The organism is Arthrobacter sp. P1_H7, assembly GCF_056405215.1.
Genome location: NZ_JBFUCO010000002.1, coordinates 137,348 through 162,067, shown reverse-complemented (window position 1 = coordinate 162,067; position 24,720 = coordinate 137,348). Strand labels below are relative to the sequence as shown.

Here is a 24,720-nt window from a genome sequence, read left to right as displayed (position 1 = left end):
CTAGCCGGCGTAGGGGTCGGCGATGCCGATGTACTGGGTGTAGAGGTATTCCTCGATGCCCTCGAGGCCACCTTCGCGGCCCAGGCCGGACTGCTTGACGCCGCCGAACGGGGCGGCCGCGTTGGAGACCACGCCGGCGTTCAGGCCCAGCATGCCGGTCTCGAGGCGTTCGCCCATCCGGATGCCCCGGTTCAGGTCCCGGGTGAAGACGTAGGCCACCAGCCCGTACTCGGTGTTGTTCGCGAGCCGGACGGCCTCGTCCTCGGTGTCAAAGGTGATGATCGGGGCGACGGGTCCGAAGATTTCCTCGGACAGGATCCGGCTGCCCTCGCTGACGCCGGTGAGGATCGTGGGCTTGTAGAAGTAGCCCGGGCCCTCGACGGCGGAGCCGCCGGTCACGGCGACCGCGCCGGAGTTCACGGCGTCGGTGACGAGTTCGTGGACCTTGTCCCGGCTCTTGGCATCGATCAGCGGGCCGACCTTGGACTCGGCCTCGGTACCCCGGGCTGTGGTCATCTCTGCCATCTTCGCGGCGAACTTCTCCGCGAACTCGGCAGCGACGGACTCGTGCACGATGAACCGGTTCGCCGCGGTGCAGGCCTCGCCCATGTTCCGCAGCTTCGCCAGCATGGCCCCCGCGACGGCGGCGTCGATGTCGGCGTCCCCGAACACCACGAACGGGGCGTTCCCGCCGAGTTCCATCGAGGTCCGCAGCACCGTCTCGGACGCATCGGCCAGCAGCCGCCGGCCGACCTCGGTAGAACCGGTAAACGACAGCTTCCGCAGGCGCTGATCCTTGATCAGCGGACCCGTGGTGGCGCCGGCGGTGGAGGTCGGGATGACGTTCAGGACGCCGGCGGGCAGACCGGCTTCCTGCATGACGGCGGCGAACAGCTGGGAGGTCAGCGGCGTCAGGTTCGCGGACTTGAGCACCATCGTGCAGCCGGCTGCGACCGCGGGGGCGATCTTGCGGGTCGCCATCGCCAGGGGGAAGTTCCACGGCGTGATCAGCAGGCACGGGCCCACCGGCTTCTTGGTCACCAGCAGCCGGGACTTGCCGTCCGGGGAGACCGAGTAGCGGCCGAACGCACGGACGGCCTCCTCGGAGAACCAGCGCAGGAACTCGGCGCCGTAGGTGACCTCGCCGCGGGCCTCGGCCAGCGGCTTGCCCATCTCCAGGGTCATCAGGAGGGCGAAGTCTTCGGCCCGTTCGGTCACCAGCTCGAAGGCGCGGCGCAGGATCTCGCCGCGTTCCCGCGCCGGGACCTTGGCCCAGGACTCCTGCGCGGCCGCGGCGGCGTCCAGGGCCGCCTTGCCGTCCTCGGGACCTGCGTCGGCAATGCTGAGCAGGACCTTCCCGGTCGCGGGGTCCTCGACGTCGAAGGTCTTCCCGGACGCGGCCGGACGCCACTCGCCGTTGATCAGCAGGCCCGTCGGAACGGACGCCAGCAGGGCGCTCTCCCGCTCCGCGGAAACAATAGGCTGGGCAGTTACAGTCACAATGACTCCCTCGTCAGCAATTCGGTTGAACTAGTTTGGGCACAAGTTTTTTGAACTAGTTTTCGGTTTAGGCGCTCGTTCCCACAGGCAGGCACGGGCGTCTGGATTACTGCCACGGTACTGCCGCGCTCACTGGCAAGTCTATGCATCTGCGCACTACCCGATCCAGAATATGCTGTGCAGCTGCACAACCGTTCTGCGTGAGCCCGGAGTCCGGTTCCAGCCGGCCGCTGAGGCCGCCGACGCGCGGAAACCCGCCGCCGGGCACCGACCGCCTGGATCAGCGGGCGGCTCAGCGCGCGGCGAGGACCGCGGCATAGAGTTCGCGCTTGCTGACCTTCGCGTCTTCGGCCACTGCGGCGACGGCCTCTTTCAGCCGGATGCCCTGGGCTATCAATCCGTTGACGGCAGCCACGTGGTCCTCGGGACGGCCGGGTTCGCGTTCCGGAGCGCCGCCCACCACCACGGCAATTTCGCCGCGCACCTCGCTGGACTCGGCCCATTCGAGCAGTTCGCGCAGGGTCCCGCGGATGACCTCTTCATAGGTCTTGGTGAGTTCACGGCAGACGGCGGCCCGGCGGTCCGCGCCAAAGCTTTCGCGCAGGGCCCTGAGCATGGGTTCCAGCCGGTGCGGCGCCTCGAAGAACACCATGGTGCGCCGCTCGGCGTCGAGATCCGCCAGCCGCGAGGAGCGTTCACCGGCCTTGCGCGGCAGGAAACCCTCGAAACAAAAGCGGTCCGTGGGCAGGCCCGACAGGGCCAGGGCGGTCAGCACGGCGGAGGGTCCCGGCGCCGCGGTGACGGTGAGGCCGGCCGCCACGGCGCCTTCGACCAGCCGGAACCCCGGATCAGAGACGGAGGGCATGCCGGCGTCCGTCACCATCACGAGGGTCTTTCCGGACCGGACCTGGGCCAGCAGGTCAGCCGTCTTGGCTGCCTCATTGTGCTCGTGATAGCTGATGATCCGGCCGGCCACGGTGATGCCGAGGCTCTGCACGAGGCGGTGCAGCCGCCGGGTGTCCTCCGCGGCGACGATGTCCGCCGTCGCGAGCAACTCCACGAGCCGCGCCGAGGCATCGCCAGTGTTCCCGATCGGCGTCGCCGCGAGGACGATCCTTCCGGGACCGCCAGCGGCGGGAGCAGATGCGGATTCAGGGGCGGGAACGGCGGCGACGGCATCGCCGTCGGAGGGAGGATCGAGGGGAGGAAGGGGGGAGGTGCTGGGTTCGTGGTCCACAGGACCAGCCTACTGCCGCCGGGGCGGGGCCCTGCGAGCACAGCTGCGAAAGGTAGCATGGGCAACGTGACCCAGACCCCCACGCGGCAGCCCGAGACCGGCCCTGACGCATCGCCGACTTCAGGCCCTGGCCGTCCCAACGGCCGGGCAGGCGGCCAGGACCGGAGCCGCGTCAGCACCGGCCGCAACCTTGAAGGGCACCGCTGGATCGGCCGCCCCGCCGAGTCCAACACCCCGGAGGCCCTCAGGGAACGCCTGATCGGCGGCCTCCAGAGCTGGCGGGACTACCCGGCGTCGCTTCGGCTCTGGTACTGGCTCATTCCCGTCCTTACAGCCGCGCTGGGCGGCGTCCTGCGGTTCGTCCGGCTGGACACGCCGCGCAACCTGGTCTTTGACGAAACGTACTATGTCAAAGACGCGTACTCATTCCTGGTCAGCGGGTACGAGCGCAGCTGGCCGGACCGGGCGAACGACTCCTTCATCGCCGGCAACCCCGGCGTGCTGCTGAACACACCGGAATACGTGGTCCACCCGCCGGTCGGCAAGTGGATGATCGCCGCTGGCATGTGGCTGTTCGGGGCGGACAACCCCTTCGGCTGGCGGTTCGGTGCGGCCCTGACGGGGACGCTGTCCATCCTCCTGCTGGCCCTGATCGCGCAAAAGCTCTTCCGCTCGCTCACCCTGGGTGCTGCGGCCGGCGTCCTGCTCGCCGTGGACGGCCACCACCTGGTCATGTCCCGGACCTCGCTGCTGGACATCTTCCTCATGTTCTGGATCCTCGCCGCGTTCGGGGCCCTGCTGATGGACCGCGACGACGGCCGGAGGCGGCTGGCAGCCCGGCTCGGCCGGCAGGCCGCAGCCTCCGCCACGGGGCGGCCCTCGGCGCTGCAGCTCACCTCCGGGCCCTGGCTCGGCATCCGGTGGTGGCGCCTCGCGGCGGGCGTCTGCCTGGGCCTGGCGGTCGGCACGAAATGGTCCGCCCTGTTCTTTCTGGCCGGATTCGGCCTGCTGACCGTCTTCTGGGACCTCAGTGCACGACGCATAGCCGGAGTGCACGCCTGGATCAGCGGAGGCATCCTCAAGGACGGCGTCCCTGCCTTCCTCAGCATCGTTCCGGTGGCCGCCCTGGTCTACGGCGCTACATGGACAGGCTGGTTCCGTTCCACGGACGCCTACTTCAGGCACTGGGCCGAGACCAACCCCTCGGCCGAGTGGGGCTGGCTGCCGAACGCCGTACGGTCCCTGGCGCATTACCACCTGGAGGCCTACAAGTTCCATCAGGGCCTCAGTGCCGACCACCCCTACGAGGCCAGCGCCTGGAGCTGGCTGGTCATGGGCCGGCCCACGTCCTTCTTCTACGAATCCCCCGGGCAGGGCACGCCGGGGTGCGAACTGACGAACTGCACCACCGCCATCCTCTCCGTCGGCAACCCGCTGATCTGGTGGAGCGCGGCCGTGAGCCTGGCTGTCCTGCTGTTCTGGTGGGCGGGGCGCCGCGACTGGCGCGCCGGCGCCGTCCTGGCCGGAGTGGCCGCAGGGTATCTCCCCTGGTTCCTGTACCCGGAGCGCACCACCTTCTTTTTCTACGCCGTGTCCTTTGAACCGTTCCTGGTGCTGGCGCTCGTCTATTGCCTGGGGCTGGTGCTCGGCCAGCGCGGCGACCCCCTCTGGCGCCGGCGGTCCGGGTTCTACCTGGTGGCGCTGTTCGTGGTGGCGGCCGTGCTGGTGTCCGCGTTCTTCTACCCTGTCTGGACAGCCGAGGTGATCCCGTACCAGGACTGGCGCATCCGGATGTGGATGCCGTCCTGGATCTAGGGCAGGATTGCAGGGGAATGTCCGCCGAACTCCGGGCGGACCAGGAAATGGAGACTCGGCTGTGAGAGAAGCAAGCACCGGACTGCTCGTGGAGCTGGACCCGGAGAGCAACGTGACCGACCTGCTCCTGGAGCAGCACGCAAAGGATCCCGTGCATGCCCTCTACTCCCGCAAAGGCCCCGGCGGCTGGACCGACGTCTCCGTCCAACACTTCCTGGAGCAGGTCACTGCCCTGGCCAAGGGCCTGATCGCCGGCGGACTCACGCCGGGCGAAACCGTCGCGGTCATGTCCGCCACCCGGTACGAATGGACGGTGGTGGACTTTGCCATCTGGTTTGCCGGCGGCGTCACCGTCCCGATCTACGAGACCTCATCCGCGGCCCAGGTCGAGTGGATTCTCCATGATTCGGGGGCCCGGCGGGTGTTCGTCGAGGACCACACCAGGGCCGCCCTCGTCCAGGGCGTCCTGGACGCCTCCACCGTCCTCGGCGACCGGCTTGTCGCCGTCGTGCGGATGGAGCACGACGGCGCCGCACCGAACCTGGCGAGCCTGGCCGCGGCCGGCACCGGGGTGACCGACGCCGAGCTGGAACGCCACCGCACCGCCGCCTCCCTGGCGGATGTTGCGTCCCTGGTCTACACCTCGGGCACCACCGGCAAGCCCAAGGGCTGCGAGATCACCCACGCCAACTTTGCCCTGGTGGCCAAGAACATCGTCCTGTTCCTGCCCGAACTCCTCATGCAGCCGCGTTCCCGGACGCTGATGTTCCTGCCCCTGGCACACGTCCTGGCCCGTGCGGTGCAGGTAGTCTGCCTGAGCGCCGGATCCACCCTCGGCCACACCGCCAGCGCCAAGGAGCTGCTGGAAGACCTGGCCAGTTTCAAACCCACCTTCCTGCTGGTGGTCCCCCGGATCTTCGAAAAGGTCTACGCCGGTGCCGAGCAGAAGGCTGCGGCCGCCGGCAAGGAACGGGTCTTCACGGCCGCAGCGGCGGCCGCGATCGACTACTCCAAGGCCCTCGACGCCTCCGCCCGGGGCAACGGCACGGGCCCAGGGCTCCTCCTGCGTGCCCGGCATGCAGTCTTCGACCGGATCCTGTACCCCAGGCTCCGGCAGGCCTTCGGCGGCCAGCTGCGGTACACGGTCTCCGGCGCCAGCCCGCTGAGCTCCAACGACGCCCATTTTTTCCGCGGCGCGGGCATCCCCGTCCTGGAAGGCTACGGCCTGACCGAAACCACGGCGCCCTGCACGGCCAACACCCCGGCACGGACCAAGGTGGGCACAGTCGGCATCCCGGTGCCGGGCACCACGGTCCGGGTGGCCGACGACGGCGAGATCCTGGTCAAGGGCATCGGAGTCTTCAAGGGCTACCACGCCAACGAGGCCGCCAACGCTGAGGCGTTCGTGGACGGTTTCTTCCGGACCGGTGACCTCGGCTCCCTCGACGAGGACGGATTCCTGACCATCACGGGCCGGAAGAAGGACCTGCTGGTCACGGCCGGCGGCAAGAATGTCGCCCCGGGCCCGCTCGAGGAGAAGATCCGGGAGCACCAGCTGGTCGGCCAGGCCGTGGTGGTTGGCGACGGCCGGCCCTTCGTCTCGGCACTGGTCAACCTGGACCCGGAAGGACTGCGCAACTGGTGCACGGCCCGGAAGGTGCCCATCATGGCGCCGGCCGAAGCCGCCACAGACCAGACGGTCCGGGCCGCAATCCAGGAAGCCATCGATGCGGCGAACCTCACGGTCTCCAAGGCCGAGTCCATCCGCAGCTTCGTCATCCTGGACGCCGATTTCACCGTGGAATCAGGGCACCTGACCCCCTCGCTCAAACTCAAGCGGGCCGCCGTCGTGCGGGACTACGAACAGCACATCAACCGCATCTACGGCTGACCAGGCAACTGGCCCGTCGTCAGACGGTGTGCCGGGTACGCGTCCCGCCCTCTGCGTCGCTGCCGGCCGTGCCGTCCGCCGCGGGCGCAGCCTCGGCGGTTGCCTCAGTGCCGGCGCCTGCATCAGTGTCCGTGCCCTTGGCCGTGCTGGCAGCCTTCTTGCCAAGGCCGCGGCGCCGGCGCGTGGGCCAGGTCAGGACAATGGTGACCAGGGACGCAAGCAGCACGAGGCTTCCGATGGCAATCCCGGCGTCCATCCAGAACTGGCCCGGGAAAAGCCGGATCAGGGTGTCCTGAAGCGTAAATGTCCAGGTCCCGTTGGCGAAGAAAATACGGTGGAAATCGGTGAAGAACTGCTCCCAGCCGAGCACGGCGAGGGTCCCGAGGCCGATGATGAGCGCAAGGGTGACGATCGAGCCGGCGAACAGGCCGCGGCGGACTCCCCCGCTGTGGCGCCGCTTGAGGTAGATCACGGCAACCAGGCCCAACAGGATCAGCAGGGTACCGGCGCCGAAAGTGGACAGGATCACGGCCTTGACGTCGGCCATGTGGCTGACTTCGCCGTCCTTGAACAGCCGCTCCCCGCTTTGGTCCACAAGGTCACCGAGGTAGCGGGGGCCCGACCAGTTGCTGAGGTAGTCCACCGCGTAGGAACCGTAGGTCATGCGGTCATCGCTGCTGAAGCCGTAGCCGTCACCGGGGAAGCCCGGACGGTTGTATTCCACCCAGAGGAACAGCGGGCTGGTCACGGCGCGGACGGCGAGCACCAGCAGGATGACCGGGTAGAACACGGCGAGCAGCACCTGAAGCACCCGCGGGAGGACGGGCTTGGCCTTGGCCGCCTGCTCGCGTTCGGCAGTCCGGCGTTCGGCGTTGCGGCGTTCGACTTCGTCCTCGGCGGCGGAGTCCGGACGTGCGCCGGCTGGTGCACCGCGCTCGCCGTCATCCGGCGAGAGGGAATCCGAGGGGACAGCATCCGGCTGGGCAGAATTCGTCTGGCCTGTGGCGGCGGCCTCGGCCGCCTTGCGGTCGGCACGGCTCTCCGGCTGGCTGGCGGTGGCCGCTTCCGGGCCCGCTGCTGGGCCCGGTGCTGCCGGGTCCGCTGCTGCGGCTGAACCTGCCTTGCTGGCTGCTGCAGCTGAACCTGCCGGGCCGGCTGCCGTGCCCGCTGCTGCCGGGCCGGCCGTAGGCTTGCCGGCGGAGGCCGGCTTCATCCAGTCGAACGCCGGCTCGTCGGTGTCGTCCGACGGATCCAGGTGCGGATCCGGCCGGTCGGGAGGGGTGGGACTTTTGTCAGTCACGTGGAGCTTCGCTTCCGTAGGCTTCTGCGCTGCCCGGCCTGCGCCCGGCTGCGCAACTTATCTGGCTCTGAGCCTACCGTCAGAGGATTGGGCTCAGCGAGGTGCCACCCCGTCAGTTGGCGTATTGGGCCCAAGGGATGTTCCAGTCCCCGAAACCGTCATCGAAGTTGGCGTACTCCCCCTCGGTGTTCACCACCTGGACGACGTCGCCGGTGGTCATATTGTCAAAGACCCACTTCGCGCCATCCGGGCCCAGGCCGATGCAGCCGTGGGAGAGGTTCAACTTGCCGATGTAGGGCATCGCGGACTCCGTGGCCTGGTGGATGAATTCCCCGCTGGGCGTCAGGCGCGTGGCGTAGTTGACGTCAAGCTGTCCGTAGTAGGCCGGGTCCCCCGGTTTGAGCCCGATCGTGGAGGCATCCATGTGCTCCACACGGTGCTTCTCCATGAACACCAGAAAGCCCCGTGCCGACGGGAACCGGGTGTCGCCCATGGTCGCCGGCCAGCGCCCGGCCGGCTTGTCGTTGACACTGACCGAGAACGTATGGGCCTTGGCGTCGGCAACGGCCACCTTCTTGTCGCCGATGTGGACCGTTACCGTCTTGTTGAAGTTGCCGACCTGCCCGTTGCCGAGCTCGACGCCGAACAGCTTCATGTCCATGGTGATGGTGCTGTTCGCGGCCCAGAAGGCCTCCGGCCGGTACCTGACAGTGTTGTTGTTGAACCAGTGGAAATCACCCACCTGGCCGGACGTCGAGGTGATCTTGATGGCCTTTTCGACGGCGTTCCGGTTCAGGACCGGCTCGCTGAAGGTGATCTGCAGGGGCTGGGCCACACCCACCTTCATCCCGTCCAGGGGGTAAATGGCGGCGTCGGCCTCGTTGGCGGTCGAGACGGTGGTGAACGCGCGCGTGCTGTGGGTCTCGCGTCCCGCGTCGTCCACCACGGAGTAGGTGAAGTTGTACCGCGTGTTGAACGTCAGGTCGCCGGAAGATGTCCAGGCGGACCCGTCCGGGCCCAAGGTGCCGTCGACGGTGTCGCCGCCGTCGCTCGTCAGGGCCACCCGGTCAATCCGGCCGTTCGTGACCTTGAGGGAAACCGGCGCCGCAGGGTTGACCTGCTGGGCGCCGTCGGCGGGCGTGACGGCCAGTTCCGCGGGCGCCACCACGGGGACGGCGAGTCCCGGCGTCGTCCGGGCCGGGGACCCGGCCTCGGAGGAAATCCCGGACTGGGCCAGCCCCGGAGCCGCCGCGGCGAAGGCTCCGCCGCCGGCCGCCAGGGCGCAGAGCACCCCTAGCAAGGCGATCTTTCGGCCGGTGCTCCAGGTCTTCAGGGCCATCACAGGACCCGGGCGTTTCCACACGTCATCTTGCCAGCATAAGCGAATTACCTTGGAACCCCGGCCCGGTTCGACCACGATCCGGTTACAAAAGTGCCCCCAAAACGGTCACAACAAAGGGCCCCGGACCTTCGTCCGGGGCCCTTTGGGAGGGTTTCCTAGTAGCGGTAGTGACCGGGCTTGTACGGTCCGGCCACGTCGACGTCCAGGTACTCGGCCTGCTCCTTGGACAGCTCGGTCAGCTCCACGTCGAGGGCACCCAGGTGCAGGCGGGCGACCTTCTCGTCCAGGATCTTGGGCAGGACGTACACCTGGTTCTCGTATTCACGCTCGCCCTCGGGCTGGCCGGCCTTCGTGAACAGTTCAATCTGGGCGATCGTCTGGTTGGCGAAGGAGTTGCTCATGACGAACGAGGGGTGTCCGGTGGCGTTGCCCAGGTTCAGCAGGCGGCCTTCGGACAGGACGATGATGGACCGGCTGCCCTTTCCCGTGGCCGGGTCTGCTTCGAAGACCCACTCGTGCACCTGAGGCTTGATCTCGACCTTCTTGATGCCGGGGACCCGCGCCAGGCCAGCCATGTCGATCTCATTGTCGAAGTGGCCGATGTTGCCCACGATCGCCTTGTCACGCATCTCGGCCATGTGCTCGGCCATGATGACGTCCTTGTTGCCGGTCGTGGTGATGAAGATGTGGCCTTCGCTGAGGACGGATTCCAGCTTGGCGACCTGGTAGCCGTCCATGGCAGCCTGGAGCGCGCAGATGGGGTCGATCTCCGTGACGATCACGCGCGAACCCTGGCCGCGGAAGGCCTCCGCTGCGCCCTTGCCCACGTCGCCGTAACCGCAGACGACGGCGACCTTGCCGCCCATCAGGACGTCGGTGGCGCGGTTGATGCCGTCCGGCAGGGAGTGGCGGATGCCGTACTTGTTGTCGAACTTGCTCTTGGTGACGGAGTCGTTGACGTTGATGGCCGGGAAGAGCAGCTTGCCCTGCTCCGCCAGCTGGTACAGGCGGTGCACGCCCGTGGTGGTCTCCTCGGTGACGCCAAGCAGGAGGGCGCCGATGCGGGTCCACTTCTGCGGGTCGGCCTCGAGGGAGGCGCGCAGCACGTCCAGGAACACCCGGCCTTCCTCGGACTCGTCCTCGGCGGCGGCGGGGACGGCGCCGGCAGCCTCGAAGTCGACACCCTTGTGCACCAGCATCGTGGCGTCGCCGCCGTCGTCCAGGATCATGTTCGGACCCAGCTCAGGGTTGGCGTCGGCGCCCGGCCAGGTGAGGATCTGCTGGGCGGTCCACCAGTACTCCTCCAGCGTCTCGCCCTTCCAGGCGAAGACGGGGACGCCCTGGGGGTCCTCAACGGTGCCGTTGCCGACCACCACTGCGGCGGCGGCTTCATCCTGGGTGGAGAAGATGTTGCAGGAGGCCCAGCGGACTTCGGCGCCGAGGGCGGTCAGGGTCTCGATCAGCACCGCGGTCTGGACGGTCATGTGCAGCGATCCGGCGATCCGGGCGCCCTTGAGCGGCTGGCTGGCGCCGAACTCCTCGCGCAGGGACATGAGTCCGGGCATCTCGTGCTCGGCGAGGCGGATCTGGTGGCGGCCCGCCTCGGCCAGGGAAATGTCCGCAATCTTGTAATCGAAAGTCATGTGCATCCTTAGTTGTGGCCGGTGGCATTGCGTGTCTGGAGCTGGGCGATTCTGGATTTAGAAGTATCTAAGCAGTCATTCGGTGCCGCGGGCCTCCCCGATGGGTGCCCGGCAGCGATCTTGCGGGCCGCTATTCGGCGGCGTGGCGCGGGGCGGCGTCGTGCGGGCCGGCGTCGTGCTGATCAGCGGCTGCGGCCGCAGCGGCGGGCAGCAGTTCCGGCGGCAGCAGCAGCGGGATGCCGTCCTCGATCTTGTACCGCAGCTTGTTTCCGGCTTCATCTGCCGTGACGGTGACGAGCTCGTCGCCTTCCTGCACCAGGCCGGAGCCGGTGACGGGGCATCGCAGGACAGACAACAGTTCGGAACTGAGCTTGGGCATGGTGAACGCTCCCTGATGGGCGCCGCAAGACGGCGCCGGTGGCTAAGTGGCTGACGGCTTTTTGCAGTTTCCACCCTACCGCCAGTTGGCGCCTTAGGAAGGTTCGCGCAGGACGCGCAGATGTCCGCGCCGGGCGCCCTCGGCCGGGGCCGGTGCTTCCAGCGCCGGGTGCAGCGTGCGCTGCCCTTTCGCCGTTTCCGCCGCCGCCGGACGGGAGGCCGCCTCGCGGACTGCGTTGGCGAGGGCCAGGAGGTCGTCGGGGCCGGGGCCGGCCGGGGTCGCGGGCATCGCCAGCCGCATGACTTCCCAGCCGCGCGGTACGGTCAGCGAGTCCGCGTGCTGTTCGCACAAGTCATAGCAGTGCGGTTCGGCGTACGTCGCCAGCGGGCCCAGGACGGCTGTGGAGTCGGCGTAGACGTACGTCAAAGTGGCCACCGCAGAATTGCGGCAGGCAGACCTAGAACAAATACGAATTGCACCCACGACATCACAGACTACTCCCCCTCGGACCGGGGGCTGCGCATTGAAACGGCGGTGGTTGTGCCGCGGCGGGGCCGCGGCGGGGCGGCGGATCGCCGTCGGGGCTGTATCGCGTATTTCATTGCGCGGGTTTAGAGTCAAGATATGCAGTCATCGCACCACGATTCGGGTTTCACGGTCCGGTTGGCTGACCCCGACGCCGGACGCACAGGCGCCGGTTCCGGCCCCGCCGGCGCGCCTCTGGCCGGGTCGCCCGCCGCTGTCCAGGGAAAGAGCTTCCGGCAGCGCCGCAGGAACCGGCACGGCCGGGGCCTTCGCGGCGAGCTCATGCTCCCCACCCTGCCCGGGTACCGGACCCGTTCCGACCGCTTCGATGACTTCGTCCTGGACTCAGCCCAGCGGCTGCACGACATCTGGGGCAAGCCGCTCGACGGCGTCCGCTTCGCCGTCGACGAGATCCCCCGAGGCCTGGAGCAGCTCGTGGCGGACCGCACGCCCGCGCCGATGGGCGCCTTCACGGCCGCGACGGCCGAGGACGGACCGGTCATCACGCTGTACCGCCGGGTGGTGGAGCAAGCGTGCGGAACCCGGGACGAGCTGCAGGACCTCGTGCACGACGTCGTCGTGGAATACACGGCCGAAATGCTCGGCGTACCCCCGGAGTCCCTCGACCCCGTCTATCGCCGCCGGTATTAGCCGGAGCCTCGCCCGACGTCCTGCCCTCGGGCCCTAGTAGCCCAGCGTGACGGGTACCTGCCGCTGTCCTGCCGCTTCCGGTGCAAGCGGCACCGCGGAAATGTCCTGCCGGCCGTCCCGCGCCAGGACCAGTGCTCCGTACGCCGGTTCCCCGGCGGCGGACACCACATAGCCCACGAGCGGCGAGCCGCCCACGTCCGCGGGGATCTTGATGGACGTGGTGGTTCCGCCGGCAATATCGGCGGTGCCTGCGGTCCGGATTTTGCCGTCCGCCGTGATCGGGGTGTAGCTCACTGCCGCCCGGCCGGCAGGGGCACCGAGAACGAGCTGCCGGTCTCCGGTGCGCGGAACCGCAACGATGTGCTGGCTGCCCAGCCGGGCCGACGCAGCGGAAAACGCGATGTCCGCCGAGTCCCCGGACTGCAGGCCCCGCGTGAGCCGGGCTGTGGCCGCGAACGAGACGTCCGAGCTCGCCGCCACGGTGTAGGTCCCGGCCGGGACCCCGACCAGCGAAACTTCCGTGACCGCGCCGGCCTTCGCCGTGACCACGCCGCCGCCGGGCAACGCTTTCTGGCCGTCGGGACCGTACAGCTTGATCTCGACTACGGCGTCGGCGGCACCCGGCACGGCGACTTCCAGGGCCGGGCCCGCGTCGGCGAAGCCGGGCTTTGCCTTGAGCGCGGCCAGCGCCGCGGGGTCCTGGATTTCGAGACCGGTGGCCACCTGGCTGACGGATGGGGCGGTGCCGGGAGTGATGAAGTCGACGCCGCCGGGCGTGAGGCCGCGGAGCACGCTTTGCTGGATCACGGCGGCCACCGGGCCGCCGGTGCTGCGGACCCGCACGCCGAGCCGTTCCTGTCCCGGCGCGAGCCCGGCCAGGATTATGGAGCGGGTGGTGCCGGGTGCCACCAGCAGGCCGCGGCTTCCGGGAGCCTGGATCGGGCCCTCGGCGCCAAAGAGGTCCAGGCTCACCGTCGCCGGCGTGCTGGAGGCATTGGTCAGGTTCAGGACTGCCGACCGGCCGAGGGCCGTGTTGGCGCCGACCAGCCAGAGATCGTTGCCGGGTTGCTGGCAGGCGGCGGCCGCGGAACCTTGAAGGTCCCCGTCCTCGGCCGTGTAGCTCAGGACGGCGCCGGCAGATGCCTGGTGGTTGTTTTGGGCATCCGCACTGAGGACGCTGATGTTGTCCACCTCGCGCTGGGGCACGACGCCGGCGACCAGCACGGGCGTGCGGGCCGCAGCCGCGGAGGCTGGGGGCGCGGAAGCTGTGGGCGCTGCGCCCGGCGCGATTTCGGCGAGGGCAGCACCCTTCAGCGGGGCGAGCCGGCTGCCGGGGATGATGCCCGCGCTTGAGCCGAGCACGGCAGCGCTGACGGCTGTCTTCGCGGTGGCGGATTCCGGACTGAACTGGGGGTCGGTGCCCACAGGGGTGCCCTCGAGCAGCCGGGCCGGGCCCGGGCAGACCCCTACGCTGCTGCCGGCCGGAACCGCGGCAACGGGGGCCTCAAGCTGCCTGCTGGCGGGGCTTTGGGGCGTCAGCGACGCCGCCGACACCAGGCCGCCGCCCGCGGCAACGAGGGCGGCCGCGGAGAGGATCCCGCCGATCACTCCGACCCGCGGCAGACCCCGCTTCCGCCGCGACGGACCCGTCTCGGTTTCGGTTTCGGTTTCGGATTCTTTTTCGTTGTCGCCCTTAGACATGCTGGTGTTCCTTACGCAGGGAGGCTTCGTCCCTGGACAGGCCGGTGTTGGACCGGCGGGCAGGCATGGGCACGGCCAGGAGGACGGTCAGCCCGATCATCACGGCCTGCGCAATTCCGATCAGGACAGCCCACGGCGCTTCGTAACGGATGCTCAAGTGGCCGCCCTGGGCCGGCAGCGTGAAGGCCTGGGACCATCCCGACGTCGTTGAGGTCAGACGGCGCCCGTCGAGCCAGGCGCTCCAGCCCGGATCAGCCCGCTCGGCCAGCACCACCAGGCGGCCCTCGGGGCCGGCCGGGACCGTGCCGGCCGCCGAGACTTCTTCCGAAGGGAGCAGGCCGATGGCGGCGCCGCTGCCGTCCACCACACGGACCCGGTGCGCGACGTCGGAGTCCGTGATGCCGGGCCGGTCCAGCGGGCTGACCCGCCAAAGCCAGCCCGTCCCCGTCTGGCCGACGGCGACAAGTCCGGGGACTGCGTCCATGCGGCTGGCCGTCAATTCGGAGGCTGAATCGGCAACCCGGAGCACGACAAAGCCGACGCCGAGCCGCTCGAGGTCTGCCCGCGGGTCCACGCCTTCGCCGGCGACGATGGTGGCCACGACGTTCCGGAGCGATCCGGCGACGGCGTCGTCGTCGCGGACCGTCTCCTGGCCCGGCGCCCCCATGATGTTGCGGGCAGCGGCAATCGTTGAGAGTGCGTCCAGGGTGGTCCCGGCTCCGCGCATGAGTGTTGCGTCGAAGCTTCCGTCCTCGTTGCTGGCAATCAGGAGCGTCCTGGACTGTTCCGGGCCCTCGCCGCGGTCAACCGCCGTGGCGGGCAGGGTGCGGGCCTGGGCAGGCTGGACGAGCCTCGGGGTCCCGAGACCGGTCGGTGCTGCGGCGGCGGCCAGTGCCTGTGTTTGTGTCTGTGTTGGTGTCTGCGACGTGGGGTGCAGCAGGTTTTGTGCGGTCCACACGGTGAACCCGGCCAGTGGCGCGGCCAGCAGCAGGACCATGGATGCCGCGGCCGTGCCGCGGATCAGGATCTTCCGTGCCAGTCCGGTACCGGCGGTCCGGCCGGCGGCGTCCAGGAGTCCTTCGGCGGCGATCAGGGCAGCGCCCAGGAACGCGAACCCGGCCGCCGAAACGGCGGGGCCGGGGAACGGCGTGACCAGCACCTCGGCGCTGGCGCCGGAGGCGACATGCCCGGCGAGCCAGCCGCCGGCCAGCATCAGGACTGCCACGGCCCACAGGCAGCGTGCCGTCCGGGTGCGTCCGGCCAGCACAAGCCGGCGCGGCATGAACAGTGCGGCGAGGGCCAGCAGGAGCACCGGCAGCCCGAACAGCAGTGCCAGCAGCAGCGCCCACGGCAGACCGGCCAGCCCGGCGGAGCCCGCGGCGGACCCGCCGAAGGCGCTGAGCCCGGTGAGTCCGGCACCGGCGTCGAAGTTCAACGGCTGGCCCAGGGCCTGTTGCCACAGTGGGGCGGCGTCGAAACCGAGCGGCAGGCCCGGGTCGGCCAGGAGCGCGCGCGGCCGGTCCAGGACCGAGAAGGCGAAGGGCAGGAACAGTGCCAGGCTGGGCAGGAGCGCCCACCACACCGTGCGGCCGCGCCGGCCCAACAGCACCCCGCAGAGGGCCACGACGGCCATGGACGGCAGCAGCAGCGAGGGCGCAGCGGCGGTGACCACGGCCAGGGCGAGGCCCGCGGCGGCCGCAGCCGTCCACGAGGGCGTCCCGTTGACGCCGGGACGGGCGGCCGGCTTGGGGGTGAGTCGTCCCTGGCCCGGGGCCGGGACGGCATGGACGCCGCGGCCCGCGGCCGTGCCGGTCGCCCGGAGCAGCGCCAGGACGAGCACCGGGATCATGACATGCGCGGCCAAGGCGCCCAGCCGGCCCTGGTTAAGGGACACCTGGAGTGCCGGCGCCGCGGCCCACAACAGGGCGGCCGCCAGGCGCAGCCTGCGGCGTGTGGTCAGGGCGCCGGCAGCGAACCACGCGCCCAGCGCGGACAGCGGCATGGCGAGGATCAACAACCAGCCGACGCCGGCGTTGGCATCGCCGGCGCCGAGCACACCCAGCACCCACAGCAGGTAGCCGAAGGGGTCGCCGTGGCCCGGAAGGCCAGCGCCGAGACTGATCCACCAGGTGGAGGCATGGTTCCAGATTTCGGAGAGGCGCACTGAGACTGGGATCAACGCGCCGCCGGAGACGGCCGGGGCCCGGAACAGGCTGAGCAGTCCCGTCAGGGAGACCGCCAGGGTCAGGAGGATGGCCAGCACCGCACCGCTGCCCACCCAACCGCGGTCCGGGGTGGCGATGGCGGCGAAGTCGTCGGCGTCGCCGGTGTTGCCGGTGGGGTGCTCGGTCAGCGGACCGGGGCCTGTGAGTTCGTCGCCGAAGTCGTCGGCGCCGAGCGCCTCAATCAGGGAGCGCCGGTGTGCCCAGACCTCACGGCGCGGCGTCTGCAGCCCCTTCATGACGGAGCGCCTGATCCGGCGGGTGCGCGCGGCGTTGCGGCGTCCGCGGATCACCGCCGCCGGGCGGCCCAGCGCGCCAAAGGTTGCCAGCAGTTGGGAGAACCCGTGCCCCGGGTCCTTGACCGCAATGCTGAGGACGAGTTTGAAAATGCTGCCCAGCAGGGCGCCGACCGCGTGCAGCGGGACTTTCCAGCCGGCCGCGTGCTTGAGCCGCAGGTGCACCTGTGCCTTGCGTGCGGCGGTCGCGTTGCCCAGGGCGTGGGGACGGTGCGAGACATGGAACATCCTGGCGCTGGGGACCACCACCACGCGGTGCCCGGCGAGGCGGTTGCGCCAGCAGAAGTCGACGTCGTCGCCGCTTCCCGGCAAGGCGGGATCGAAGCCCCGGAGCTCCTCCCAGATGTCGCGGCGGACCAGCATGCCGGCGGAATTGACCGCGAAGGTATCGCTGCGGCCGTCGTACTGGCCCTGGTCGAGCTCGTCGGCGTCGATCAGCGTCAGCCGCTCGGCCCAACGGCTCGTGGAGAGTCCGACGTCGATCAGCCGCCGCTCGGCATGCCAGTCCAGCTGCTTGCAGCCTGCCACCGTGACCGACGGCGCCCGTTCGACCGCACGGAGGAGTTCGGCCAAGGCCTCGGGTGCCGGTGCGGCGTCGTCGTGCAGCAGCCAGATCCAGTCGGCTCCCGGCACGGCACCGGCGGAGCCCTCCGCAGGCCACGGCGCGAGGGCCCTGAGCCCGGCCATGACCGCGCCGCCCATGCCGGACCTGGGCTGGTCAAAGACGGTGACGTTGGCCTTGCCCAGTTCCTGTTCGAGGAGGGCGGCGGAGTGGTCGCGGGAGCCGGTGTCGACACCGATAACGGCGTCGGCCGGCCGCGTCTGGGCCGCCAGCGCCGCAAGGGTCCTGGGGAGAAAATCACCGCCGTCGTGGGCGACCACGACGGCGGTGACTCGTACTTCTTGAAGAATTAGACTGCTCGCTTCCTAAGCCGGCGCCGCTCGCGCTCGGAGAGGCCTCCCCAGATCCCGAAGCGCTCGTCGTTGGACAAGGCGTATTCGAGGCACTGGGAACGCACGTTGCAGGCGCCGCAGACTTTCTTGGCGTCGCGGGTAGAGCCGCCCTTTTCAGGGAAGAAGGCTTCGGGATCAGTCTGGGCGCACAGGGCATCGGTCTGCCAGCCGAGCTCGCCCTCGTCGTCGAATTCCTGCCGGGACGGCAGACCGATCCAGACGGGCTGCGCGGAGGTACCGGTCCCGGGAGACTGGAGCTCCATCGGCGGGTCGAGGGGATCGGCGTCAAGATCCGGGCCGGCCAGGAGTTCGTCGTGCGCTGCGAGGAAGGCCGTGGCGGCCTCCTGCAGGGAATCCTGGGTGTGTTCGTTATAGCGGTCAGCCGCGTCCGGATCCGCCGGATCTACGTACCAGTCAGTCGGCACGCCGCGCGACCGGTATTTCGCCGTGGCCTGGCCGGCAACTACGGCATCTTCATGGATACGCTCTGCTAGCCCCATGGCGTCCCCCTCCTGATTTGCAGCCACTGCAAGACCCCCTTGGACACTCGGTTGAGTGCCGGTTTTTGTGCAGTGGCTTTAGATAACTAATTACACGCGTGTAAGTATCCGGGAGTCAAGCCACGGCGGAGATAATAATCAACCTGATACACAAAGTGGGGGCACGCCACGCCCGGAATTTTTTCGCCTCTCCCGCGAGAACCCGCGGAATAATCAGGGTACTGAGCACTTTCGGGGCTTTTCATTGAATTTTCGGGAAATTTTCCCACGCCCCACGCGGAGCCCGCCGGACGCCGGAGCCGCTGGGGTGACGGACGTCACGGAACGGGCGGTGGGATGGGCCGTGGCAAGATGAGGGCATGAGCATTCCGGCAATCGAACTGATGACAGCTCTGCGGTCCGGCCAGGCCACGGCGCCCCGGCTGACCTGGTACGGCCCCGATTCGGAGCGGGTTGAACTCTCTGGCCGCGTGCTGGACAACTGGGTCGCGAAGACTTCCAACCTGCTGCAGGACGAACTCGACGCCGAACCGGGCATGCGGCTGCGCCTGGACCTGCCCGCGCACTGGAAGTCGGTGATCCTGGCCCTCGCGGCCTGGCAGCTCGGCATGGAAGTGGTTTTCGATGACGCGGAGGCGGACCTGCTGGCCACCGCGGACCCGGGTCCGGGCGCTGCCGCGGGCGGGTTCGACGCCGTGCTGGCCGTGTCGTTGCCGGCGCTGGCCATGCGGTGGACGGGCGAGCTGCCCAGCGGCGTCCTCGACTATGCCGCCGAGGTCCGCTCCCACGGTGACATTTTCATGCCCCACGTGGACCCGGAGGCGGAACGCCCCGCGGTCCGCACCGCCGACGGCGCAGTCCATGCGCACGGGGCACTCCTGGACGGTTTTGCCGCGGCCCAGGACCCCGGCCTGCGGCTGCTCGTTCCGGCGGCCGACGGACTCGAAGCCGTCCTTGCGCAGTCCCTGGGAACCTGGAAGGCCGACGGTTCGGTGGTCCTGGTACACCCCGAGGTAGAAGTGACCGGCAAGCTGCGGGACGCCGAGCGCATCAGCGGGGACTGATCCCCGGCCACCGATCCCCCAGACGCCGATCCCCCAGACCGGCGGTTCCTTAGGACGGCGGGCCGGGCAGCTCCGGATCCTTGACGGCTTCCCTCACGGCAGTACTGGAAACCGGCTGAGAGTGCGGGTGCCGTTCGATGATCTCGTGGTCGTGCGAGAACTCCGGCTCTGCGTCGAGTTCCTGGTTGAACACCAGGAAGCGGTAGGCAAAGAACCGGACCACGGTCGCGACCAGGATGCCGACCACCCCGGCCAGGAAGAGCATGTTCTTGTCGGTGACCCCCATGCCGTACTTCGCGACGGCGGTGAGGCCGGTAGAGATGCCGATGCCGATCCCGTTGATGATGAGGAACATCACGAACTCGCGCAGCACGTTGGCCTGCCGGCGGTGCCGGAACGTCCAAAACCGGTTCGCAACCCACGAGAACACCGTCGCCACGCTGGCACCGAAGAAACGGGCCTTGGCCTCGCTGTCGGTCATGGGACCGTGCATCAGGTAAAACGTCAGTCCGTTATCGATGACGAACGCGATGCCGCCGACGGCACCGAACTTGGCCACTTCGCGCCAGAACAGCGAGGCCAGCCCGCGCATGCGCTCGTTAAGTGTAGTAATCATGACCCTCCGTGGCCTTCTGGAACTGTCGGCCATTGGGCCAAACGCCCATTTTAGCGCCGTTTCCCGGGAGTCCGCCCTCAGCGGCCGCTCAGACGGCCCGCTGCGCACCCGGCGCCACGCGCCGGGCGGGAGGGTACGAAACCCCCGCTGCGGCACCGTTCCCGCGCTTGCCGATCCCCAAAAGCCGGGTTCCCGTGAGGTTTTCGGTAGGCTGGGACTTGTGACTTTTCCTGTAATCGGTGTTGTTGGCGGCGGCCAGCTTGCCCGAATGATGGCCCCTGCCGCGACCGCCCTGGGCTTTGAGCTCCGTGTCCTCGTCGAAGGCGAGGACGTCTCCGCAGTCTCTGCCGTGGCTAACGCCCCGGTCGGCGACTACAAGGACCTGGAGCATCTGCTCGAGTTCTCCCGCGGCCTCGACGTCCTGACCTTCGACCACGAACACGTCCCCACGGCGCACCTGCGGTCCTTGATCGGTGCCGGCGTGAACGTCCATCCCGGCCCGGATGCCCTGGTCAACGCCCAGGACAAGCTGGTGATGCGCGCCGCGATCGACCGGCTCGAGCTTCCGAACCCCACGTGGGCCGCCGTCGCCAATGTCGCGGACCTCGTCGCCTTCGGCGAGCAGACCGGCTGGCCGGTGGTTTTGAAAATGCCCCGCGGCGGCTACGACGGCAAGGGCGTGCGCATCGTGTCCTCGGCCGAGGACGCGGCGGCCTCCGCCGACTGGTTCGAGACCATGTCTCCCCTGCTGGCGGAAGCCAAGGTGGAATTCAGCCGGGAGCTCTCGGCCATGGTCGCGAGGACGCCGGACGGTGAAACACGGGCCTGGCCGGTGGTGCACACCATCCAGGTGGACGGCGTGTGCGATGAAGTCATTGCCCCGGCCCTGGACATCCCCGTCGATGTTGCCGCAGCCGCGGAGAACGCCGCGGTCCGGATCGCCAGCGAACTCGGCGTAACCGGTGTCATGGCCGTCGAACTCTTCGAGACCCCCGGCGTGGGGGCAGGCTTCCTGATCAATGAACTCGCCATGCGCCCGCACAACACCGGGCACTGGACCCAGGACGGCTCGGTGACCAGCCAGTTCGAGCAGCACCTGCGGGCCATCCTGAACCTGCCGCTGGGAGCCACTGACCTGCTGGGACCCGTCGTGGTGATGAAGAACTTCCTCGGCGGCGCCAACCAGGACCTCTATTCGGCCTTCCCCGCCGCCCTCGCGAGCGAGCCTGCCGCGAAGGTGCACTGCTACGGCAAGGCCGTCCGGCCCGGCCGGAAGATCGGCCACGTCAACCTGGTCGGAACCTCCACCGCCGACGTCGACTCCGTGCGGCAGCGTGCCACCACCGTGGCCGACATCATCCGGAACGGCCGGACCCACGCCGGCGCAATGCCCGCAACCTCCGAGGAGACCGCATGAGCACCGCACCCAACTCCGACGCCAACAACGCAGGAACCCCCCTCGCCGGCACCAGCGCGGACACCCCGCTCGTGGGCCTCGTGATGGGCTCGGATTCGGACTGGCCGGTCATGGAAGCCGCCGCCGAAGCCCTCGCCGAGTTCGGAATCCCGTTCGAGGCCGACGTCGTCTCGGCCCACCGCATGCCCACGGAGATGATCCGCTACGGCCAGACGGCCCACGAGCGCGGTCTTCGCCTGATCATTGCCGGCGCCGGCGGAGCCGCGCATCTTCCCGGCATGCTCGCCTCGGTCACTCCCCTGCCGGTGATCGGCGTCCCCGTGCCGCTGAAGACCTTGGACGGCATGGATTCCCTGTTGTCCATCGTGCAGATGCCGGCCGGTGTTCCGGTCGCCACCGTCTCGATCGGCGGCGCACGCAACGCCGGCCTCCTGGCCGTGCGCATGCTGGCCTCGGGCACGGACGACCTCGCCGTCCAGCTCCGGGCGGACCTCCTGGAGTTCGCCCAGGAACTGAACGACGTCGCAACCCGGAAGGGCGCAAACCTGCGGCACAAGGTCAGCGAAGTGTTCGCCGCCGGAAACACCACCCCGCGTAGCAGCAATTAAGGCAGCCATTAGGAATCCCGGCATGAGCAGCAGCTACGCCCCCACGCACCGCCCTGAGAGCCCCGTGCAGTCCGGGCGGGCACTCGGCGACCCAGTCCGGCACCCCTCCGGCGCCCCGTCCCCGGTGCTCACCAAGCGGGCGTTCGTCCTGATCCTCATGACGCTGCTGGTTCCCGGCAGCGCCCAAATTGTCGCGGGCAACCGCAGGCTTGGACGGGCTGCGCTGCGCGTGACCTTGACGGTCTGGGCGCTGGCCCTGCTGGCCGTGCTGCTCCTGCTCGTGTCCCGCCCCACGCTGATCAACCTCCTCACCGGCACGGTGCCCTCACTCTTGCTGATCCTCGGCCTCGCGTGCCTGGCCATCGGTTGGGCTGCCCTGTTCCTGAACACCTTGCGGCTGATCCGGCCCGGGCTGCTCGCCGCCAGGATCCGCCCCGCGGTGGTGCTGGCGCTCGTGCTGGCCATGATCCTCAGCAGCGGATCCCTGGGCTACGCGGCCTATCTGCTCAACGTCAGCCGCGACGCCATCGGCAGCATCTTCTCCGGCTCCGGCCCCACCCTTGAGCCGTCCGATGGCCGGTACAACTTCCTGATGATGGGCGGCGACGCCGGAGCGGACCGCACGGGCCGCCGGCCGGACAGCCTCTCGGTGATCAGCGTCGACGCCAAGACCGGCAGCACGGCCATCATCTCCGTGCCCCGCAACCTCCAGAACGCCCAGTTCAGCGCGGAATCCCCGATGCGCCAGGTGTACCCGGAAGGCTACAACTGCGGCGACGAATGCCTGATCAACGCGATCAACACCGACGTCACCAACAATCATCAGGATCTGTACCCCGGGGTGGCCGACCCCGGAGCGCAGGCCACCCTCGAAGCGGTGTCCGGCACACTGGGCATCAAGGTCCAGGCCTACGTGCTCGTGGACATGGACGGTTTTTCCAAGCTCATCGACGCCATGGGCGGCATCCGGATCAAGGCCGGCGGCTGGGTCCCCATCAGCGGACCGATGGTCGATGAGGCCAACGGCATCCACGGCATGCCGGACGGCTGGATTCCGGCAGGCGACCAGACGCTCGACGGCTTCCACGCCCTCTGGTACGGCCGGTCCCGGGAATTCGTGGACGACTACGCCCGCATCCAGCGCCAGCAGTGCGTGCAGCAGGCGATGCTCAAGCAGCTCGACCCCGCAAAACTTCTGGCCAAGTTTGAGGACATCGCCAAGGCTGGCACGAAGGTGGTCGAGTCGAACATCTCCTCCGGCCAGCTCGGCAGTTTCGTGGACCTGGCCATGAAGGCCAAGGGACAGGACGTCAGCCGCCTGACCATCGGTCCGCCCGACTTCGACGCTGCCTTCTCCACATCCCCGGACTTCAACATCATCCACGAGCGGGTGGCCAAACTGCTGGCCAGCCCGTCCGCCGGCGCAGCTGATGGCAACGGCGTTGAAGATACCGTCGTTGAAGATGCCGTCCTGCAGCCCGGAACGGCCGCCGGGCCGCTCTCCGCCGCCGGCCCCGCCCCGGCCACCGAGCCCCCGCCCGCGCCGTCGGACTTCACCCCGGTGACCACCACGCCGGACGGCGAGCCGATCACCGAAGAGATGCTGAACCAGTTCAAGCGCAACGGCGACGAGCAGTCCATCCGCGACCTCGTCGCCACCAACGGACAGTGCGCGCCGCTCTAACCCCCGGGCAGCAGTTTTGACGGCAGCACTGCACCCACATTTCGTTGACGAGACATTTCATTGATCAGACAGGGACCAGGCCATGTACGAACTTGAGAACGTCCTCCGGCCCTACGCCTGGGGCTCCCCGACGGCCATCGCCGAACTGCTGGGCAGGCCGGCTTCCGGCGGTCCCGAAGCGGAGCTCTGGATCGGCGCCCACCCGGACTCCCCGTCCGTCGCGCTGACGCCGGCGCCCGGCGGTGCCGGCCGGCACGCACCCGAAACGCACGACGGCGGACGGCTGGCGCTGGACGCCTTGATCGCCGAGGATCCGGAACATTGCCTGGGCAGCGCGAGCGTGGCCGCTTTCGGTCCGCGCCTGCCGTTCCTGCTCAAAGTCCTCGCGGCCGAGGCGCCCTTGTCCCTGCAGGTGCACCCGACGCTCGCCCAGGCCCGGGAGGGCTTCGCACGCGAGGAAGCCGCCGGCGTCGGCCCCGCCGCCACAGAGCGCAACTACAAAGACGATAACCACAAGCCCGAAATGATCTTCGCGCTGACCCCGTTCGAGGCGCTCTGCGGGTTCCGGCCGGCCGCGGAATCCCGTGCGGTCTTCGAGCATCTGGCGGCGTGCTTCGAGCTCGCCGGGCTGGAGCTGCCGCCGCTGGTCCCGCTGCTGCTCGAAGACCTGGCGCAGCCGGACGAACCCGCGGCCCTGCGCTCCGCCTTCGAACGCCTCATCGCCGGCGGCGGGGACGTCGCCGAGGCGACGGCGACGATCGTCGCGGCCCTCCTCTCCGGCGCCCCCATGGCTGGGCACGAGACGGAACTGTCCACCGCGGTAAGCCTGAACGGCCTGTACCCCGGAGATCCGGGCGTGCTGATTTCCCTGCTGCTGAACCGGATTTCCCTTGCCCCGGGTGAGGCCGTCTACCTGCCGGCCGGCAACGTCCATGCCTACCTGCACGGCCTCGGCATCGAGGTCATGGCGTCTTCGGACAACGTGCTCCGCGGCGGGCTCACGCCGAAATTCGTGGACGTGCCGGAGCTGCTTAAGACGGTCGCGTTCGAGGCCGTCGCCGTGCCCATGCTTCCCGCCGAGACCTCCATGCTGGGCCAGGAACTCTTCCGCCCGCCGTTCCGGGAATTCCAGCTGCAGCGGATTGAACTGGCGCCCGGGGCGGAGCCCGTTCCGCTGGCGCAGTCCGGTGCCGCCGTCGTCATTGTCACCCGCGGCTCCGTCCGCCTCGACTCCCCCAAGGGCGAGCTGCGGCTGGAACGGGGCGCCAGCGCCTTCCTGACCGCCGCAGAGGCCCCGGTCAACGTCCACGCCGTCTCCGGCGCCACCGGCCCCGCCCTGGCATTTGCCGTTACCACCGCATTGGAAGCCTGACAC

At 69.1% G+C, this 24,720-nt stretch carries 19 protein-coding genes; 8 read left to right on the top strand and 11 right to left on the bottom strand.

From position 1 onward, the window contains the following. Together AC1DXI_RS01505 and rsmI are read right to left on the bottom strand one after the other, a co-directional pair. A complete protein-coding gene (locus tag AC1DXI_RS01505) occupies positions 1–1,500 on the bottom strand; it encodes an NAD-dependent succinate-semialdehyde dehydrogenase (protein WP_476937152.1) in 1,500 nt (499 codons plus the stop codon). A 292-nt stretch (positions 1,501–1,792) separates the two neighbouring features. Next, positions 1,793–2,614: a 16S rRNA (cytidine(1402)-2'-O)-methyltransferase gene (rsmI, locus tag AC1DXI_RS01500; protein ID WP_476937362.1), complete on the bottom strand. Its 822-nt coding sequence runs from the start codon at positions 2,612–2,614 to the stop codon at positions 1,793–1,795. A 180-nt stretch (positions 2,615–2,794) separates the two neighbouring features. Between rsmI and AC1DXI_RS01495 the strand changes: the two genes are divergently transcribed. Both AC1DXI_RS01495 and AC1DXI_RS01490 read left to right on the top strand, forming a co-directional pair. Continuing rightward, positions 2,795–4,552 (top strand): dolichyl-phosphate-mannose--protein mannosyltransferase, encoded by a 1,758-nt coding sequence (locus AC1DXI_RS01495; RefSeq protein ID WP_476937151.1) that lies wholly within the window; start codon positions 2,795–2,797, stop codon positions 4,550–4,552. Between the two features lie 61 nt (positions 4,553–4,613). Further along, positions 4,614–6,443: an AMP-dependent synthetase/ligase gene (locus AC1DXI_RS01490; RefSeq protein WP_476937150.1), complete on the top strand. Its 1,830-nt coding sequence runs from the start codon at positions 4,614–4,616 to the stop codon at positions 6,441–6,443. A 19-nt stretch (positions 6,444–6,462) separates the two neighbouring features. Here the strand turns inward: AC1DXI_RS01490 and AC1DXI_RS01485 are convergent, their stop codons facing one another. The 5 genes from AC1DXI_RS01485 to AC1DXI_RS01465 form a co-directional block, all read right to left on the bottom strand. Continuing rightward, positions 6,463–7,743, bottom strand: a complete 1,281-nt coding sequence (locus tag AC1DXI_RS01485; protein ID WP_476937149.1) for a TIGR01906 family membrane protein — start codon at positions 7,741–7,743, stop codon at positions 6,463–6,465. A 112-nt stretch (positions 7,744–7,855) separates the two neighbouring features. Then, positions 7,856–9,082, bottom strand: coding sequence for a L,D-transpeptidase (locus AC1DXI_RS01480; RefSeq protein WP_476937148.1), 1,227 nt, complete (start codon positions 9,080–9,082; stop codon positions 7,856–7,858). 158 nt (positions 9,083–9,240) lie between these two features. Next, the gene (gene ahcY / locus AC1DXI_RS01475; protein WP_476937147.1) at positions 9,241–10,728 is read right to left on the bottom strand and encodes an adenosylhomocysteinase; all 1,488 of its coding nucleotides are present in this window, start codon (positions 10,726–10,728) and stop codon (positions 9,241–9,243) included. Positions 10,729–10,858: 130 nt separating this feature from the next. Then, complete coding sequence (locus AC1DXI_RS01470; RefSeq protein ID WP_476937146.1) at positions 10,859–11,107, bottom strand: hypothetical protein; 249 nt, start codon at positions 11,105–11,107, stop codon at positions 10,859–10,861. A gap of 93 nt (positions 11,108–11,200) precedes the next feature. Continuing rightward, positions 11,201–11,590, bottom strand: coding sequence for a DUF3499 domain-containing protein (locus AC1DXI_RS01465; RefSeq protein ID WP_026537763.1), 390 nt, complete (start codon positions 11,588–11,590; stop codon positions 11,201–11,203). Between the two features lie 141 nt (positions 11,591–11,731). On the opposite strand from AC1DXI_RS01465, the gene AC1DXI_RS01460 reads away from it, so the two are divergent. Then, entirely contained in the window at positions 11,732–12,283 is a 552-nt protein-coding gene (locus AC1DXI_RS01460) for a metallopeptidase family protein (RefSeq protein ID WP_476937145.1), read from the top strand. A 33-nt stretch (positions 12,284–12,316) separates the two neighbouring features. Here AC1DXI_RS01460 and AC1DXI_RS01455 read toward each other — a convergent pair whose 3' ends face one another. Genes AC1DXI_RS01455 through AC1DXI_RS01445 form a run of 3 tightly spaced genes read right to left on the bottom strand, consistent with a single transcriptional unit; the run spans position 12,317 to position 17,956 of the window. Then, positions 12,317–13,984 carry a DUF5719 family protein gene (locus AC1DXI_RS01455; RefSeq protein ID WP_476937144.1) on the bottom strand — a complete coding sequence of 556 codons (1,668 nt, stop codon included), beginning with the start codon at positions 13,982–13,984 and terminating at the stop codon, positions 12,317–12,319. After that, the gene (locus tag AC1DXI_RS01450) at positions 13,977–17,384 is read right to left on the bottom strand and encodes a glycosyltransferase family 2 protein (RefSeq protein ID WP_476937143.1); all 3,408 of its coding nucleotides are present in this window, start codon (positions 17,382–17,384) and stop codon (positions 13,977–13,979) included. The genes AC1DXI_RS01455 and AC1DXI_RS01450 overlap by 8 nt, the downstream gene beginning before the upstream one ends. 29 nt (positions 17,385–17,413) lie before the next feature. Beyond that, positions 17,414–17,956 (bottom strand): WhiB family transcriptional regulator, encoded by a 543-nt coding sequence (locus AC1DXI_RS01445; protein WP_081801649.1) that lies wholly within the window; start codon positions 17,954–17,956, stop codon positions 17,414–17,416. 359 nt (positions 17,957–18,315) lie between these two features. On the opposite strand from AC1DXI_RS01445, the gene AC1DXI_RS01440 reads away from it, so the two are divergent. Further along, positions 18,316–19,020, top strand: coding sequence for a TIGR03089 family protein (locus tag AC1DXI_RS01440; RefSeq protein ID WP_476937142.1), 705 nt, complete (start codon positions 18,316–18,318; stop codon positions 19,018–19,020). 49 nt (positions 19,021–19,069) lie between these two features. On the opposite strand, the gene AC1DXI_RS01435 is transcribed toward AC1DXI_RS01440, so the two are convergent. Next, positions 19,070–19,636: a GtrA family protein gene (locus AC1DXI_RS01435; protein ID WP_476937141.1), complete on the bottom strand. Its 567-nt coding sequence runs from the start codon at positions 19,634–19,636 to the stop codon at positions 19,070–19,072. A gap of 268 nt (positions 19,637–19,904) precedes the next feature. Between AC1DXI_RS01435 and AC1DXI_RS01430 the strand changes: the two genes are divergently transcribed. The 4 genes from AC1DXI_RS01430 (at position 19,905) to manA (ending at position 24,717) form a co-directional block, all read left to right on the top strand. Then, positions 19,905–21,053, top strand: a complete 1,149-nt coding sequence (locus tag AC1DXI_RS01430) for a 5-(carboxyamino)imidazole ribonucleotide synthase (protein ID WP_476937361.1) — start codon at positions 19,905–19,907, stop codon at positions 21,051–21,053. After that, complete coding sequence (purE, locus tag AC1DXI_RS01425; RefSeq protein WP_476937140.1) at positions 21,050–21,661, top strand: 5-(carboxyamino)imidazole ribonucleotide mutase; 612 nt, start codon at positions 21,050–21,052, stop codon at positions 21,659–21,661. The genes AC1DXI_RS01430 and purE overlap by 4 nt, the downstream gene beginning before the upstream one ends. Positions 21,662–21,683: 22 nt before the next feature. Then, complete coding sequence (locus tag AC1DXI_RS01420; RefSeq protein ID WP_476937139.1) at positions 21,684–23,345, top strand: LCP family protein; 1,662 nt, start codon at positions 21,684–21,686, stop codon at positions 23,343–23,345. Positions 23,346–23,427: 82 nt separating this feature from the next. Then, positions 23,428–24,717 carry a mannose-6-phosphate isomerase, class I gene (gene manA, locus AC1DXI_RS01415; protein WP_476937138.1) on the top strand — a complete coding sequence of 430 codons (1,290 nt, stop codon included), beginning with the start codon at positions 23,428–23,430 and terminating at the stop codon, positions 24,715–24,717. The last annotated feature ends 3 nt before the right edge of the window (positions 24,718–24,720 follow it).